Genomic DNA, 14,721 nt, shown 5'->3' with positions numbered 1-14,721 from the left:
GGGTCTCAGCCCCGCCCGAACGTCACTCCCGCTTCGACGACCGCGCGCTGGATGAAGGCGGCAGTCGCATCGCGGTTCATCGGACCGTAAGGACGGTACGTGCCGTCGGGCCAGCCCTTGGTGATGCCACGCTGCTTCAGCCACGCGATCTCGCGGGTGAAGGCCGAGCCGGCGGGCACGTCCACGAACGGTGCCCCGCTCGCGCTCACCGCAGGCGAGCCCGCGTAGCGATACAGGAAAGCGGCCATCGCATTGCGAGCGATCGGCTGGGTCGGCCGGTAGCTGCCATCGGGGTATCCGGTCGTGATGCCGTTCTGGTAGGCCCAGATGACGGCTTCGTAGTGCTGATCGCCCCGCTTGATGTCGGTGAAAGGCTCGGTGGAGGGGAGGCTGACCGCCGGGCTGCCCGCCATGCGGTGCAGGAACGCGGCCATCGCATCGCGGTTCACGGGCGAGAGCGGACGGTAGGTGCCGTCGGGGTAGCCCTTGGTGATGCCCGCGCTGTATGCCCAGAGCACGGCTTCGAAGTGCTCGTGGCCCTCCTTGATATCGGCGAAGGGGCTCTTCGTCGCGATGGAGATCGCCGAGCTCGACAGGCGGTAGGTGTGCACCAGCCTCTTCGCCTCGGGGATCGGGTCGTGCGGGTTCACGAAGTCGACCAGGTACGAGGAGCCATCGGCAAGCATCTGGCTGCCGTCGCGGAATCGGTGTCCGGCCGGCAGGGCGACCGAGCTGACGGCGGCGCCGTGCTGCCCGCTGAGACCGGCCGCAGGCAGGACTGTCAAGAACGCGCGTGCGCGGGCGGTAGGAGCGGTCGGGACACGGGCGCCCGTGATCGTGGCCCCCTTCGGAATCGCCGTGTAATACAGCGAGTACACCCCTTCGGGCAGGGCGGCGATCGCGGCGGCGTCGTTCTCGTCGCGGACCCGCAGATGCACCTCGTTGCGGCCGCCCGGAGCGCCCGTGTTCACGAACATGGGCGTGTCGTTCACCGACAGCTGCACGTCGTAGCCGGGACGGTCCACCGTGACTGCGGCGATCAGATCGGCCGCCTCGCCCTGGCGGATGGCGATGTCCCGGACGTTCTGGAGCACGGGCATGCGGGAGCGGTAGGCGGCATCCTGAGCGGCCTGCTGGGGCGTCTGGGAGAACCGGATCCAGTCGACCTCGAGGCGGGTGCCGTCTTCGGCGAGGTGGTCGCTGACGTCCCCCGCCCAGTCGCCGCCGAGGGCGAGGTTGATCTGCAGATAGTGCGGGCGGTTCAGCCCGGCCTGCGCGGCGTCGCGGCGGGGCTGATCGGCGGGGTCATCGGAATAGCCGACGCTCCAGTACACCCTGCCGTCGAGCGTCCATTCGATCTTGCCCGGGCTGCGATTGATGCCGAAGACGTGGTACGCCTCGGCGAAATCCTCGGCGATCTCGGTCGTGGTCCCGTACCGGTACGGGAGGTACGTGCCGTTCCCCTCCTCGTTGCCCTTGGCGTAGTAGAAGTGCGGGGTGCCCCAGAGGACGCGATTGCTCTGCCCGTAGCTGGGCTGTTCGCCCTCGGCGGCGCGGCGCGCAGTGGGGGCACCGATGATCTCCATGATGTCGATCTCGCCGCACGACGGCCAGGTGTGCCCCTGGGCGGGGTTGATGCGGTTGTCCAGCGGGAAGTCGTGACCGAGGGTCCAGAACGCAGGGAAGGCGCCCTTCCCGCGGGGCAGGCGGCCGCGCACCTCGATCTTCCCGTACAGGAAGTCGCGCCGGCCGTGAGTGCGCACGCTCGCGGAGTTGTAGCGCACCTGGCGCGCTCCCGGCCAGGGCTGGAACCGGTCCTGCGCGGGACGGTCGGTGGCGGTGATGACCAGCTGGCCGTTCTCCACGCGCACGTTGTCGCTGCTGGAGGAGTAGTGCTGCGCCGAATTGCCGCGGATGTTCCCCAGCTCGTATTCCCAGACCTCGGGATCCAGCCGGCCCCCCTCGAACTGCTCCTCCCACACCAGACGGAAGTCGCTGCTGCCGGAATCGTCTGTCGCACTGCCAGCGGCGTGCGCCGCGACGGGCTGGAGCACGGTCCCGATCAGACCGGCAGAGGCGGCGCCGGTGGCGGCGGCACCGAGGAATGCGCGCCGCCCCATACCGGATCCGCTGACAGCGGAATGCGATGCGGGCGACTCGGGAGAGCCGGATGAGGAATTCACGAAAATCGCGCTCCAATAATTCGAAGAAGGGAAAGAGGAATCGACCCCAGCGGAAGCCGAAAAACATATTGCGACAGAATATGGGTCTTCTCGAGGGCCAGTCAAGGCCGCAGGCCGGGCTCTGGATCGACCGTGCCCGGCGCGGGGGCCGTCCTGCGCGTTCATCCTGCACCTCGACAGTCGCCCCCACCCTCTAGGCTCGGCTTCGCACCCGCACCCGATCCGAAGGAGCATCCCGTGGTCCAGACCTTCCACACCGATTCCGCCCCCGCCGCCATCGGCCCGTACTCGCAGGCCACGCGCCACGGCGACACGGTCTACGCCTCGGGCCAGATCCCGATCGACCCGGCGACCGGCGAGTTCGTGGCCGGCGGAGTGCGCGAGCAGGCCCAGCAGGTGCTCACCAACGCCCAGGCGGTTCTCGAAGCCGCGGGCACGAGTCTCGCGAACGCCCTCCAGGTGACCGTGCTGCTGGCCTCGATGGACGACTTCGCCGCCGTCAACGAGGTCTACGGGACCTTCTTCTCCGAGCCGTACCCGGCGCGCATGGCCTACGCCGCTGCGGGCCTCCCGCGCGGCGCCCTGGTCGAAATCGCCGTCGTCGCCGCCGCGGGCTGACGTGGATCCCCGCCCGGCGCCCGCCGCCCAGGACTTCGTCTCCCCAGACCGGGGCGCCCCCGCCTACGACTTCACCACCCTGGTGGACCGCACCGCGATGGGCTCCTCCAAGTGGACGGCAATGCACGCGGCCGCGCCGGGCGGCGCCGCGGGGGAGGGGATCGCGCCCTTCTCCGTGGCCGACCTCGACCTCCCGAACGCCCCCGAGATCACTGACGGCCTGATCGAGGCGCTGCAGGGCGGGCTGGTCCTCGGGTACACCGTCACCACGCCCGAGTATGTCGAAGCCGTCACCGGCTGGTTCGCGCGGCGCCACGGCTGGACGGTCGATCCCGAGTGGATCGTCCTGAGCCCCGGAATCATCCCCGCGTTCTCGCTGGCGATCCGAGCTCTCACCGCGTCCGGCGACGGCGTCATCGTGCAGACCCCCGGCTACTACCCGTTCTTCGACGCGATCGCGCTGAACGATCGGCGCGTGGTGCGGAATCCTCTCGTCCAGCACGAGGGCCGGTTCCGCATCGACTTCGAAGAGCTCGAGCGCCAGGCGCGTGATCCGCGCACCACGATGCTGCTGTTCTGCAGCCCCCACAACCCGACCGGCCGGGTGTGGGAGGAGGGCGAGCTCGCCGAGGTCGCCCGGATCGTGGTGGACAACGACCTGGTGCTGGTCAGCGACGAGATCCACTGCGATCTCGCGCTCCCCGGCCACCGGCATACGGTCGCCGCGAGCCTCGGCGAGGACATCGCGCAGCGCGCGCTCGTCCTCACCTCGCCCAGCAAGTCCTTCAACATCGCCGGTATGGCCACGAGCAACGTCATCATCCCGTCGGCCGCACTGCGCGAGCGCTTCGCGCGGGAGCTGCTCGCGACCGGGCACCAGAACCCGAACATCCTCGGGGCGCTGGCCTGCCAGCTCGCCTATACCCGCGGCGAGGCGTGGCTCGACGCCCTTATCGAGCTGATCGCGCACAACCAGCAGGTGGTGAGGGACTTCTGCGCCGAGCGTCTGCCGCAGGTGATCGTCGCCGACCTCGAGGGCACCTACCTGCAGTGGCTCGACCTGCGCGGCCTCGGCCTCAGCGCCGAGGAGCTCGCCCGGCGCAACATCGAGGCCGGGCTGTTCTTCGATGAGGGTGGGATCTTCGGCCCCGAGGGCGAGGGCTTCGAGCGCCTGGTCATCGCCTGCCCGACGGACACGCTGCTCGCGGGCCTCGAGCGGATGCGCAGGGCGTACGCCTGACGGTGAGGCGTACGCCTGACGGTGATCCGCGTGTCGGCCCCCCGAAACGGAACCCCCCGAAATGGAAAGCGCCCCGGCTCGTCCCCACGAGCCGGGGCCATCCCTTTCCCCCGCGCCGCGGCATGTGTGGCGGGATCCCCTCCTCAGAAGATCCGGCCGCCTGCGGCGCGTTGAGAACAGATAACCAGGTGACCTGGGGGATTCACTGCGCAGAGGCTTCCGGTTCCCTGGGAAGGGGTCAGCGAGACTCCGGCGCGCCCGCCCCGGCGTCCGCCCCGAGGCCCGGCGCCTCCGCCCCCGCGTGCGGATCGGCCGCGAGGTGACGGTCGGCCGAGCGGCGGTAGTACATCGCGAGCACGGCCCCGGAGAGGTTGTGCCAGATGGAGAACACCGCGCCGGGCAGTGCCGCGGCGGGGGAGAAGTAGCTGGCCGCGAGGCCGGCGGCGAGCCCGGAGTTCTGCATACCCACCTCGATGGAGGTGGTGCGCGCGGTGCGCACGGGCTGGCGCAGCACGCGCGCGAACCAGTAGCCCAGCAGGTAGCCGAAGCTGTTGTGGAGGATCACGGCGAGCAGCACGAGGGCCCCGGCGGCGACGATCTTGTCAGCGCTGCCGCTGACCACGGCGATCACCACGAGCGAGATGCCGGCGACGCTCACCCACGGCAGGGCGGGCAGGATGCGGTCCACCAGCCGCGAGAAGAGCAGTCGGATCACGAGGCCGGCGATCACGGGGATCAGCACGATCTTCACGATCGTCAGCGCCATGCCGCCTGCATCGAGCGGCATGTAGGTGCCGGCGAGCCAGAGCGTCAGCAGCGGGGTGAGCAGGGGCGCCAGCAGCGTGGAGATCGAGGTCATCGTGACCGACAGGGCGGTGTCGGCCTTGGCGAGGTAGGTGATGACGTTCGAGCTGGTGCCGCCGGGGGCGCAGCCCACGAGGATCACGCCGGCGGCGAGCTCGGGCGGGAGCTGCAGGGCCCAGGAGATCGCGAAGCCGGTGAGCGGCATGATCAGGTACTGGGCGATGACGCCGATCAGCACCGGAAGGGGGCGGCGCAGCACGAGACCGAAGTCCGGGAGGGTGAGCGTCAGGCCCATCGCGAACATGATGACGCCGAGGAAGATGCTCGTGTAGCCGGCGATCGCCTGCCCGGCCGCCGGAGCGAAGAAGCCGAGCGCGGCGGCGGCGAGGATGAGGAGGGGGAAGATCGTCACCGCGATGCGCGCGGAGCGATCCTCCTGGGTGGTGAAGACGGGGGATGAGGATGTCATCCCTCCATGCTAGTCAGCTGTGAGATGAGTTGCTCGAATACTGAGACTCCTCAGCCCCGCACCCCCTCAGCCCCGCCCTCCGCGCGCCGGCCGCGGCCACTCGTGCACGGGCTTCTCGGACCAGACACCGTCGATGTAGAGCGCGGTCATCTCCGCCAGGGCCTCCTCGCGGCTCGCCCCGCGCAGCTCGAGCGCGTTGACCGTGTCGATCTGCCAGCGGGCGCCGTTGCGGCCCGTGCGGGCGCGCCCGATGAGCACGTGCTCGTAGCGCGCGACGACGTCCTCGTCGGTGCCGAGCTCGCGCAGCCCGTCCATCGCCTGCGGGATGAGGTGCTCGACGAGCAGGTCGGCGGCGCGGATCTTGCCGAGGCGCGGCCAGCTGATGCGGGCCTCGAGCCCCCACCGCGCGCACTGCCCGAACGTCTCGCTGGCCTGCTCGAAGCTCATCCGCGACCACAGGGGACGGCGCTCGTTGACCAGAGTCTGCAGGCTGCCGTAGAGGAACGCGGCGTTCGCGGCCATGTCGATGGCCGTCGGCCCCGCGGGGAGCAGGCGGTTCTCCAGGCGCAGGTGGGGCATGTCGGAGCCGGGATCGTAGATCGGGCGGTTCCAGCGCCACACGGTGCCGTTGTGGAGCATGAGCTCGTGGAGCTTCGGGGAGGAGCCCTCGGTGAGCAGCGGCTCCTCGGCCATGGTGCGCGACTCGGGGATCAGCGCCGGGAACAGGCGCACGTTCTCCTCGAACAGGTCGAACATCGAGGTGATCCAGCGCTCCCCGAACCACACGCGCGGGCGCACGCCCTGGGTCGCGTACTCCGGGGGCCGGGTGTCGAGGGCCTGGGTGAAGGTCTGGATGCGGGTCTCGTGCCACAGGCGCTTGCCCAGCAGGTACGGCGAGTTCGCGCCGAGGGCGACCTGCGGCCCGGCGATCGCCTGCGCCGCGTTCCACACGGGTGCGAAGCGCTCGGGGGAGACCTGCAGATGCAGCTGCATGGAGGTGCACGCGGCCTCGGGCCCGATGGAGTCGAACTCGACGTCCAGGCCCTTGCCCTCGCCGCTGATCCGCAGGTGGATCTCCTCGCCGCGGGCCTCCATCACCGTGTTCTCGAGCGCCTCATAGCGCGCTCCGGGGGAGCGCCAGCGCTCGTCGGCGAAGGTGTCGCTCGAGAGGGTGGGGAGATGGCCGACGGGCACCATGCGCGCCCCGTGCTTCTGCGCGGCCTCGTCGGTGCGGCGCATGCGGGCGGCGAGCTGGTCCTCCAGATCCCGCAGCCCGGCCCCGCGCGGGTGGTTCACCGGCAGGTTCGTCTCGGTGTTGAACCGGCCCAGCTCGTGGACGAACTCGGGGTCGCCGATCTCCTCGATGACCTCGGTCGCCGTGAGGGAGGGCGAGAAGTCCGAGGCGTCGGCGAGGTTCATCTCGAGCTCGACGCCGATCGTGCCCGTGCTCTCGAACTCCGCGGTGTCCAGGAACGACTCGAACAGGTCGAGATTGCGGCGCAGCTCGCGGCGGTAGTGGGTGCGCTGGCTGCGCGTGTACTGGGTCGAGCCGATCTCGCGTCCCATGGGGCATCCGCCTGTCTCTCAGGGGCAGCGCTCCGGAGGGAGCGACCGCGCCCATCCTGGCACGGTGCCGGCGCTGGTGCGCACGCCTGTCCGTGCACGCCTGTCCGCACGCGGGTGTGCCAGCATGGCCCCATGCCTTCCGTCCACTGGCCCCGCGGGGCGAAGCCCCTGCCCATCGAGCCGCTGCGCCCCGCCATCGAGCGCCTGCACTCCCTCGCGCTGCGCTATCCGGGAGTCGTCGAGCTCCTCGAGCCGCTCGAGCAGGAGGAGACCGCAGGCCAGGATGCCGAGGGCGCCGCCGAGCCCAGCGCCCCGCTGGATCCGCTGGACCCCCAGGGCTTCCTCGCGCCCGTCCTCGCGGGGATCGCCGACGAGTTCGGCGGCGTCCAGGTGGCGGGCGAGCGCGCGGGACTGATGATCGTCCCCGCCGACCGCACCGATCTCGGGCCCTACACGGTGATCGCGGACCCCGCCTCCTGCACCCCGCTCCACGAGGGCGAGGACGTCGCCGTGGTCCTCGCTCTCGACGAGACGGGCGCGGCGGGCGCGGTCTACGGGATCGGCGAGGATCTCGCCCTGACCCTCGCGGCCACGAGCCTGCAGGAGTACCTCGAGCGCTACACCGACGCCCTCGAGCGCGCGATCGCCGCGCACAGCGAGGATCCTGACGCCGCCCCCGATGCGGACGCCGTCGCCGAGGCGATGGAGGAGGGCTTCTTCGCGCCCCTGCTCGGCGCGGCCGACGATCTCGGCCCCGCCGTCGCTCTGACGGCTCCCGGGGCGGGCGCTCCCGCCGGCGCCGTCGCCGAGGCCGATCTGCGCGGCGTGGCCGTCGGCACGCGCGTGGAGACGATGGACGCCGAGCTGCCGCCGGGGTCGGACCCGCTGGCCCTCGAGGTCCGCTGGCGCGAGGCAGGCCTCGTGGTCGACATCCTCGCCCCTGCTCCCGCCTCCGCTGTCTGACGCGCCGGGCACGGCGTAGGATCGACACCCCCCCCATACCCCTCTGAGCAGGAGATATCTGTGTCCCATCCCGCCGTCCTGGTGATGATCTACGGCGCCGCTCGCGGCTCCTCCCTCGGAGGCAGGCCCGCCTTCCGCATCGTCGCCGAGCCCGGGAAGCGCCTGCGGGTCACGGACCTCGCCGCCACTCGCGGGGACGGCGTGTTCGAGACCGTCGGCGTCTTCGACGGCCGGCCCGCGAACCTCGGCCCGCACCTGGAGCGACTCGCGCGCAGCGCCGCGATGATCGACCTGCCCGATCTGGACCTCGGCGTCCTCGAGCAGGCCTTCGACACGGCCGTGACCGCGCACCTGCCCGTCCCCGAGCTGCTGGTGAAGATCGTCGTCTCCCGCGGCATCGAGGGCTCCGGCACGCCGAGCGCATGGATCCACGCGCAGACCGCGCCGAGCTACGCCGCCGAGCGCGCGGGCCTGAAGGTCGTGGCGCTGGACCGCGGCATCTCCACCACCGCCCCGCAGACGAGCCCCTGGCTGCTCGCGGGCGCGAAGACGCTCTCCTACGCGACGAACATGGCGGCCCTGCGCGAGGCGCAGCGCCGGGGCGCGCAAGAGGTCCTGTTCGTCTCGAGCGACGGCTTCGCCCTCGAGGGGCCGACGTCCACGCTCCTCGTGCGGCGCGGCGAGCAGTTCTCGACGACGCCCGCGAGCGCGGGCGTCCTGCCCGGCACGAGCCTCGCCTCGGTCGCCTCGCATCTGCGCGGCAGCGGCCGCGAGGTCGTGGAGGAGCTGCTGACGCCGGCGCAGGTCGCCGAGGCCGACGGCGCCTGGCTGCTGTCCTCGGTGCGGCTGGCCTGCCCGATCACCCACCTGGACGACCAGGAGCTCCCGGTGGATCGCGCTCTGAGCGAGGAGCTGAGCCAGGCGATCTCAGGCCGCGCTGCGCGCTGAGCGCTCCAGCACGTCGGCCGCGCGGATCAGCCCCAGGTGGCTGAAGGCCTGGGGGAAGTTCCCGGCCATGCGGCCCGCCGTGCCGTCGTACTCCTCGGCGAACAGGTGCAGATCGTTCCCGCAGGCCACAGTGCGCTCCATCATCTTCTCCGCGTCGGCGAGCCGGCCCGAGCCCGCGTACTGCTCCACGAGCCAGAAGCTGCAGATGAGGAAGGGGTGCTCCTCGCCGGCCAGGCCGTCCTGGCCGACGGTCCGGTAGCGCAGCAGCAGGCCGTCGTCGGTGAGGAGGTCCTCCTCGATCCGCGCGACGGTGGCGAGCATGCGGGGATCGTCCGCGGGGAGGAACCCGGTGTGCGGGATCTGCAGGAGCGAGGCGTCGACCTCGGAGCTGCCGTAGGACTGCGTGAAGGAGCCGGTCTCGTCGAGGCCGCGCGCGAGGATCTCCTCGCGCAGTCGCGCGCGGGCGTCATTCCAGTCCTGCAGTGCGGCATCCTCGCAGGGCATCCCGTGCTCCTCGACGGCGGCGATGCCGCGGTCGAAGGCGGCCCACATCATGACCCGCGAGTGGGTGAAGAAGGCGGGGTCCCCGCGCATCTCCCACAGCCCCTGGTCCTTGTCGTCCAGGTGGTCGAGCGCGTACTGGAGGATGGCGCGCTGCGCCCACCAGGACCAGCCGGTCTCCTCGATGCCGGCGTCGCGGAACATGGCGAAGGCGATCATCACCTCGCCGAGGACGTCGCCCTGGAACTGGGTCGCCGCACCGTTGCCGACGTGCACCGGCCGCGAATCGGCGTATCCGGGAAGGTGGTCGAGGGTCCTCTCGTCGAGCCGGCGCCCGCCGTCGATCCCGTACATGATCTGCAGCTTCTCGGGGTCCCCTGCGATCGCGCGCAGCAGCCAGTCGCGCCACTGCGCGGCGGCCCCGGTGTGGCCGTGGGTGAGCAGCTCCTCGATGGACAGGGCCGCATCCCGCAGCCAGCAGTAGCGGTAGTCCCAGTTGCGCTCGCCGCCGAAGTCCTCCGGGAGGCTGGCCGTGGGTGCGGCGACGATCCCGCCGCTCGGCCCGTAGGTGAGGGACTTCAGCACGAGGAGCGAGCGGCGCACGGCGGCGTCGTAGCGCGGGCCGATGCGGATGTCGCCGAGCCAGGAGGTCCACGCCTCGCGCGTCTGGTCGAGGGCCTCGTCGGCATCCGTCGGCACGGGGATCGCCGACCAGGAGGGATGCCAGGTGAGCACCCACTGGGCGCGCTCGCCCGCAGCGAGGTCGAGCGTGCCGCGATGGGTGTGGTCCTCGGCCGTGGGGAGCGCGCCGTGGAGGACGAGCGCGGTCTCGCCGCCGATCGCCGAGAGCACCTCGGCGCCCTCGTCGTCCACGGCGTGCTGGACGAAGGGGACCACGGATCCGTACTGGAAGCGGGGCCGCAGCTCGTGCTCGACCTGCACGGAGCCCTCGGTGCAGCGCACGATGCGGTAGAGGTCGGCGTGGTCGGCGAGCTCCGACGGGAGCGTGCCGTCGCGCAGATCGGGGCGGATGGACATGAAATCCGTGACGACCGCCGTGCCCGTCGGGCAGGTCCACGTCGTCTCCAGCACCATCGTGTCCTCGAGGTACCGGCGGGAGGCGACCGTGCCGCCTGCGATCCGGACGCTCCAGTGCCCGTGCTCCTCGTTCCCCAGCAGCGCTGCGCACTGCGCGGCCGAGTCGAACCGGGGCATGCACAGCCAGTCGATCCGGCCCTCGCGGGTCACGAGCGCCGAGCCCCGCTGGTCCGACAGCAGCGCGTGCTCCTCGATCGCGGGGGCCGTGCTGGGGCCGGGATCGGTGCGCGGGGCGGGGCAGTGCGGGGGCCGGCCCGAGAGCGGGGCGCCGCTCCCGCGGTCGCCGGGGCGGGGGGTCTCGTCGGCGGCGGTCATGCTCCAAGCATCCCGCAGTGCGCTGGGAACACCCCCGATGCGCGGGGAGCATCCTCCGCTGCGCGGGGAGTCAGCGCCGCCGCGGCCGCACCCCCGCCGTGATCGCCGCCGCCACCAGCGTCAGCGCCGCTCCCGCGAGGGTGAGGGGCGTCAGGTGCGTCGTCGCCGTCGGCGCGAGGAGGTCCAGCGCGACGGAGCCGACGATCTGCCCGGCGATCGTGGACATCGCGAGGGTGAGCACGCCGAGGGGCTGGGCGAGGTACGCGGCCACCGCGATGAACGCGACGCCGATCGCGCCCCCCGTGTAGAGCAGCGGATTGGTCGGCAGATGCGTCGGACCGTTCCCCGTGAGGAACGCGTGGGCGAGGAACCGAGAACTTTTCGATCTGATGCAACATGCGGTGGTTCCGCGGGTTTCCGGGCCTCCGGGTCGCCATGATCGCGTCCGCTTGCCAGCGTATCCGTGGAGTGGGGTGCACAAGTGCCCGCGAGTAGCGCTCGGCCGTACGATTCCGGGCGACTCCCCGAGGGTTTGGTTCGTGTCGTGACCCATGTCATCCATCATAGCGTTGCGTTAGATGCAATAATGATGGGGTGAGTGAGGATGCGGAGGTGTTGCTGCTTCGGCAGCCGGGCGTCGTGCCGTTGCACGAGGACGCTGCGGTATTCAGTGGCATGCTCGATGGGTTCTCCCGCCAGCAGACGAGTCGCGGTCTGGCCACGCAGACGATCCAGATGCGGCGCTGGCAGGTGGAGCGGTTCCAACGGTTCGCGGACTCGTACCCGTGGGAATGGCTGCCCGGTGACATCGAGGACTTCACCACGAGCCTGTTCAGCGGGCCACGCCCGTTGTCGCGCTCGACGGTGCGGATCTATCACCTGACGTTGCGCGCGTTCTGCGACTTCATCACCGACCAGCGCTACGGCTGGGTCGCAGAGTGCCGGTCTCGGTTCGGGTCGGTGCCGACGCAGGTGTGCTTCGAGTGGAACACGGTCGCGCACACCGTCGACTTCGAGGGCACGCCGGGTCGGCGGCCGCTGGACTACGACGAGCTGGACGCGCTGTTTGCTGTCGCGGACGCTCGCGTGGAGACGCTGCGGCGGCAGGGCCGCAAGGGCGCGCTGGCCGCGCTGCGAGATGCCCAGCTGCTGAAGACGACCTATGCGTGGGGGCTGCGCCGCCGCGAGGTGCTGGGCTTGGATGTGGTCGATCTTCGGACGAACGCGAAGACACCGCAGTGGGGTCGGTTCGGGTTGCTGCACGTGCGGCACGGGAAGTCCTCAAAGGGGTCGATCCCCAAGCGCCGGTCGGTGCTGTCCCTCCCGGAGTTCGACTGGGCAATCAACGGACTGCGCGTCTACGTCGAGCAGGTTCGGGAGAGGTTCAATCCCGGCAATCACCCGGGGCTCTGGCCGACCGAGCGCGGCACCCGTGTCGGTGACCGCTACCTCGACCGCCGGTTCGCGCAGCTCCGCGACGAGGCCGAGCTGCCGGCCGAGCTGACCCTGCACAGCCTGCGGCACTCCTACGTGACGCACCTCATTGAGCTGGGCTACGCGGAGCAGTTCGTGCAAACCCAGGTCGGGCACGCCTACGCGTCGACGACAGCGATCTACACCTCGGTGACCGACGACTACCGCAACCGCGTCCTGGCGGCGGCGATAGACAAGTTCTACTTCCCGGAAGGAAGCACCTGATGACGACGAAGACGATCACCTGGCGGCTGCGCACGCTGATGGCCGAGCGGGGCATGTTCAAGACCACCGACCTCCTCGAACCGCTGAAAGCCGAGGGCGTCGCGCTCTCCCGCGAGCAGGTGTTCCGGCTGGTCACGCAGACCCCGCAACGGCTCAACGTCGAGGTCCTCGCCGCGCTCTGCACGATCCTGGACTGCACCCCCAGTGACCTGCTCGTCCTCGAACAGGTCGCCGCGCGGCCTGCTGAAGCGACGGGCACGGGCGGGCGGATCGAAGACATCGGTGATCTGCGTCCCGTCCCCGCGCGAATCACACGTCCGAAACCGTGACGATCCCGCGCGGCACCCCACAGCCGGATGGAGTGTTCGGGCTTCGCGTCGCGGCCGCACTGGCCGTCAAGGGCGTGATCGCGCCCGAACAGGTCGTCATCGACGCAGCGGAGAAGATCGTGCGAGCAGGCGCGCGGAACGGGGCGCTGCGGCTGCTGACCAGCGAGCAGTTCGATCCCCATGAACTGCACGCTGAAACGTTGAGGGAGGTGCAGATGCTGCTGGCGAGCCTCGCCCGCGACGGCGCGACGGGCATCGGCCTGCCGCTCTGCCCCTCCTGCCGCACGAGGAAGGTCGTCAAAGCCCGCAACGAGCACGGTGAGCGTGAGTGTTTCCGATGCACTCAGCGCCGCTCCTATGGTGAATGCGCCCAGTGCTTGCGAATGAAGAAGCTCACCGCGATCAACGCCGACGGGCAGCGCGTCTGCCAGCGCTGCGGCCCAGAGGGCATCCCGACGTTCGCCTGCGAGAGCTGCGGGAAGACCGTCACCACCGTTGGGCGCGTCGACGGGCGACGGGTCTGCCTGAACTGCCTGCCGCCACGCCTGCGTCGCTGCGTCTCCTGCGGGCAGCAGAAGAAGATCGCCGCGACGATCCTGCACGGCCCGCACTGCTTCGCCTGCCACAACCGCATCCTCCGCAACGCCGCACCCTGCCCCGGATGCGGCCAGAAGCGCATCCTCGCGTTCCTCAGCGAGGACGACCACCCCTGTTGCGCGGCCTGCGCCGGGCAGCCTCCTCGATACGCCTGCCGCCGCTGCGGCAGCGAAGAACACAACTACGGTCGCCTCTGCGGGAAGTGCGTGCTCAGCGACCGCTGCGACGACATCCTCACCGGACCCGACGGTGAGTTCCTTCCTCCGATGCAGGCACTGCGCGACTACCTGCTCGCCCAGCCCCGTCCGGCTCAGGTCATCAAGTGGCTGCGCATGGAGCCAAGCACGGACCTGCTGCGCGACATCGCCTCCGGGCGAGCGTCAATCGACGCGGTGCTCGACACGCCGCGGCCGAGTAAGCCGTTGATCTACCTGCGGACGCTGCTCCTCGACGCCGGTGCCCTTCCCCGCGACACGGCCGCCACGAGGCAGCTGATGGCCTGGGCGGCGCAGACCATCAGCGAGGCACCGGCCGAGCATCACCAGATGCTGCGCACCTACACCCGATGGGTACTTCTCCGCCGCGCCAGCCGAAACGACTCCGGCGACATCCCCATCGGAGCCGCCCGGCACGTCAAAGCATCCCTGCGTGGCCTGGTCGCCTTCCTCACGTGGATCGAAGAACAGCAGACGCCCCTGGCCTCCCTCACCCAGGCGCAGATCGAAGAGTTCATCACCCTTCGCACCGCCCGCCGTTGGCTCCCGCAGTTCCTCGCCTGGGCCGCCGAACGAGACATCACACCAGACCTCGGCATCGCGACGCTCCCACGTCGAGAACCGACGATCAGCACCTCCGAAGAACAGCTCGAACACGTCATCCGCATCCTCGCGACGGATCGCACCATCGCGCTCGATGCCCGCCTCGCATCGCTGCTGATCGCCGTCTACGGGCTCCCGGCCAGCAAGGTTCTCCTCCTGCGCCGCAACCAGCTCCGGGATCGAGACGCTTCCCTCGACCTCCTCATCGGAGACCGCCCACTCGCGCTCTCCGATCCGATCGCCATCCTCGCCAGGGAACAACTCGATCTCCTCGCGGAGCCAACGCCCGATGGCTGGCTCTTCCCCGGCCTACGGCCCGGCCAGCCGCGTGACCCGCAGTATCTCAATCGCCGACTCCGCCCGTTCGGCGTCTCCATCTCCGAGTTGCAGAACATCGCCCGATTCCGCCTCGCAGGAGCGGTCCCAGCGAAAGTCCTCGCAGACATGCTCGACTTCAGCGTCGCCACCTTCGAGAACTATGCCCGCCTCTCCGGCAGCACCCGTGGCGACTACCCCGCCCTGCGCGGCACGGCACCAGCCGCGTTGAGAAAAGGCCCGAAAATCCAGTAGACAG

12 protein-coding genes are annotated in these 14,721 nt (G+C 70.5%); 7 read left to right on the top strand and 5 right to left on the bottom strand.

Features of this window, described 5'->3' with window-relative positions; translation table 11 throughout:
* Window positions 1-5: 5 nt before the first annotated feature.
* A complete protein-coding gene (locus Bequi_RS13705) occupies window positions 6-2,120 on the bottom strand; it encodes an S-layer homology domain-containing protein (protein ID WP_249738498.1) in 2,115 nt (704 codons plus the stop codon).
* A 300-nt stretch (window positions 2,121-2,420) separates the two neighbouring features.
* Here Bequi_RS13705 and Bequi_RS13700 point away from each other — a divergent pair, with 300 nt between their 5' ends.
* Window positions 2,421-2,801 carry a RidA family protein gene (locus Bequi_RS13700; RefSeq protein WP_249738497.1) on the top strand — a complete coding sequence of 127 codons (381 nt, stop codon included), beginning with the start codon at window positions 2,421-2,423 and terminating at the stop codon, window positions 2,799-2,801.
* Between the two features lies 1 nt (window position 2,802).
* Window positions 2,803-4,041, top strand: a complete 1,239-nt coding sequence (locus Bequi_RS13695; RefSeq protein ID WP_249738496.1) for a MalY/PatB family protein — start codon at window positions 2,803-2,805, stop codon at window positions 4,039-4,041.
* 238 nt (window positions 4,042-4,279) lie between these two features.
* Here Bequi_RS13695 and Bequi_RS13690 read toward each other — a convergent pair whose 3' ends face one another.
* Both Bequi_RS13690 and Bequi_RS13685 read right to left on the bottom strand, forming a co-directional pair.
* Window positions 4,280-5,314, bottom strand: coding sequence for a bile acid:sodium symporter family protein (locus Bequi_RS13690; protein WP_249738495.1), 1,035 nt, complete (start codon window positions 5,312-5,314; stop codon window positions 4,280-4,282).
* Between the two features lie 66 nt (window positions 5,315-5,380).
* Window positions 5,381-6,880, bottom strand: coding sequence for a glutamate-cysteine ligase family protein (locus tag Bequi_RS13685; RefSeq protein ID WP_249738494.1), 1,500 nt, complete (start codon window positions 6,878-6,880; stop codon window positions 5,381-5,383).
* Window positions 6,881-7,012: 132 nt separating this feature from the next.
* Between Bequi_RS13685 and Bequi_RS13680 the strand changes: the two genes are divergently transcribed.
* Together Bequi_RS13680 and Bequi_RS13675 are read left to right on the top strand one after the other, a co-directional pair.
* Window positions 7,013-7,843 (top strand): hypothetical protein, encoded by an 831-nt coding sequence (locus Bequi_RS13680; RefSeq protein WP_249738493.1) that lies wholly within the window; start codon window positions 7,013-7,015, stop codon window positions 7,841-7,843.
* Between the two features lie 60 nt (window positions 7,844-7,903).
* Window positions 7,904-8,791 carry an aminotransferase class IV gene (locus Bequi_RS13675; protein ID WP_249738492.1) on the top strand — a complete coding sequence of 296 codons (888 nt, stop codon included), beginning with the start codon at window positions 7,904-7,906 and terminating at the stop codon, window positions 8,789-8,791.
* Here the strand turns inward: Bequi_RS13675 and Bequi_RS13670 are convergent.
* Together Bequi_RS13670 and Bequi_RS14305 are read right to left on the bottom strand one after the other, a co-directional pair.
* Window positions 8,771-10,705, bottom strand: a complete 1,935-nt coding sequence (locus tag Bequi_RS13670) for a glycoside hydrolase family 15 protein (RefSeq protein ID WP_249738491.1) — start codon at window positions 10,703-10,705, stop codon at window positions 8,771-8,773. The genes Bequi_RS13675 and Bequi_RS13670 overlap by 21 nt on opposite strands.
* Window positions 10,706-10,775: 70 nt before the next feature.
* Window positions 10,776-11,258, bottom strand: coding sequence for a DMT family transporter (locus tag Bequi_RS14305; RefSeq protein WP_283775031.1), 483 nt, complete (start codon window positions 11,256-11,258; stop codon window positions 10,776-10,778).
* Window positions 11,259-11,299: 41 nt separating this feature from the next.
* Here Bequi_RS14305 and Bequi_RS13660 point away from each other — a divergent pair, with 41 nt between their 5' ends.
* The 3 genes from Bequi_RS13660 to Bequi_RS13650 are packed head-to-tail and all read left to right on the top strand — an operon-like array spanning window position 11,300 to window position 14,717.
* On the top strand, window positions 11,300-12,403 hold the full coding sequence (locus Bequi_RS13660; RefSeq protein WP_249738489.1) for a tyrosine-type recombinase/integrase: 1,104 nt from the start codon (window positions 11,300-11,302) through the stop codon (window positions 12,401-12,403).
* Window positions 12,403-12,732, top strand: a complete 330-nt coding sequence (locus Bequi_RS13655; protein ID WP_196382962.1) for a helix-turn-helix domain-containing protein — start codon at window positions 12,403-12,405, stop codon at window positions 12,730-12,732. The genes Bequi_RS13660 and Bequi_RS13655 overlap by 1 nt, the downstream gene beginning before the upstream one ends.
* Entirely contained in the window at window positions 12,729-14,717 is a 1,989-nt protein-coding gene (locus Bequi_RS13650; RefSeq protein WP_249738488.1) for a hypothetical protein, read from the top strand. Before Bequi_RS13655 ends, Bequi_RS13650 begins: the two co-directional genes overlap by 4 nt.
* Window positions 14,718-14,721: the final 4 nt, after the last annotated feature.

Source organism: Brachybacterium equifaecis (genome assembly GCF_023509525.1).
Classification (GTDB): Bacteria; Actinomycetota; Actinomycetes; order Actinomycetales; family Dermabacteraceae; genus Brachybacterium; species Brachybacterium equifaecis.
Note: the sequence above shows the minus strand (reverse complement) of the source record. Positions and strands in the feature narration are given on the sequence as shown.

Coding starts and splice junctions, on each gene's coding strand:
- Bequi_RS13690 (WP_249738495.1), bottom strand. CDS start 5,314: ATGACATCCTCATCCCCCGTCTTCACCACCCAGGAGGATCGCTCCGCG.
- Bequi_RS13680 (WP_249738493.1), top strand. CDS start 7,013: ATGCCTTCCGTCCACTGGCCCCGCGGGGCGAAGCCCCTGCCCATCGAG.
- Bequi_RS13670 (WP_249738491.1), bottom strand. CDS start 10,705: ATGACCGCCGCCGACGAGACCCCCCGCCCCGGCGACCGCGGGAGCGGC.
- Bequi_RS14305 (WP_283775031.1), bottom strand. CDS start 11,258: ATGGGTCACGACACGAACCAAACCCTCGGGGAGTCGCCCGGAATCGTA.
- Bequi_RS13685 (WP_249738494.1), bottom strand. CDS start 6,880: ATGGGACGCGAGATCGGCTCGACCCAGTACACGCGCAGCCAGCGCACC.
- Bequi_RS13655 (WP_196382962.1), top strand. CDS start 12,403: ATGACGACGAAGACGATCACCTGGCGGCTGCGCACGCTGATGGCCGAG.
- Bequi_RS13705 (WP_249738498.1), bottom strand. CDS start 2,120: ATGGGGCGGCGCGCATTCCTCGGTGCCGCCGCCACCGGCGCCGCCTCT.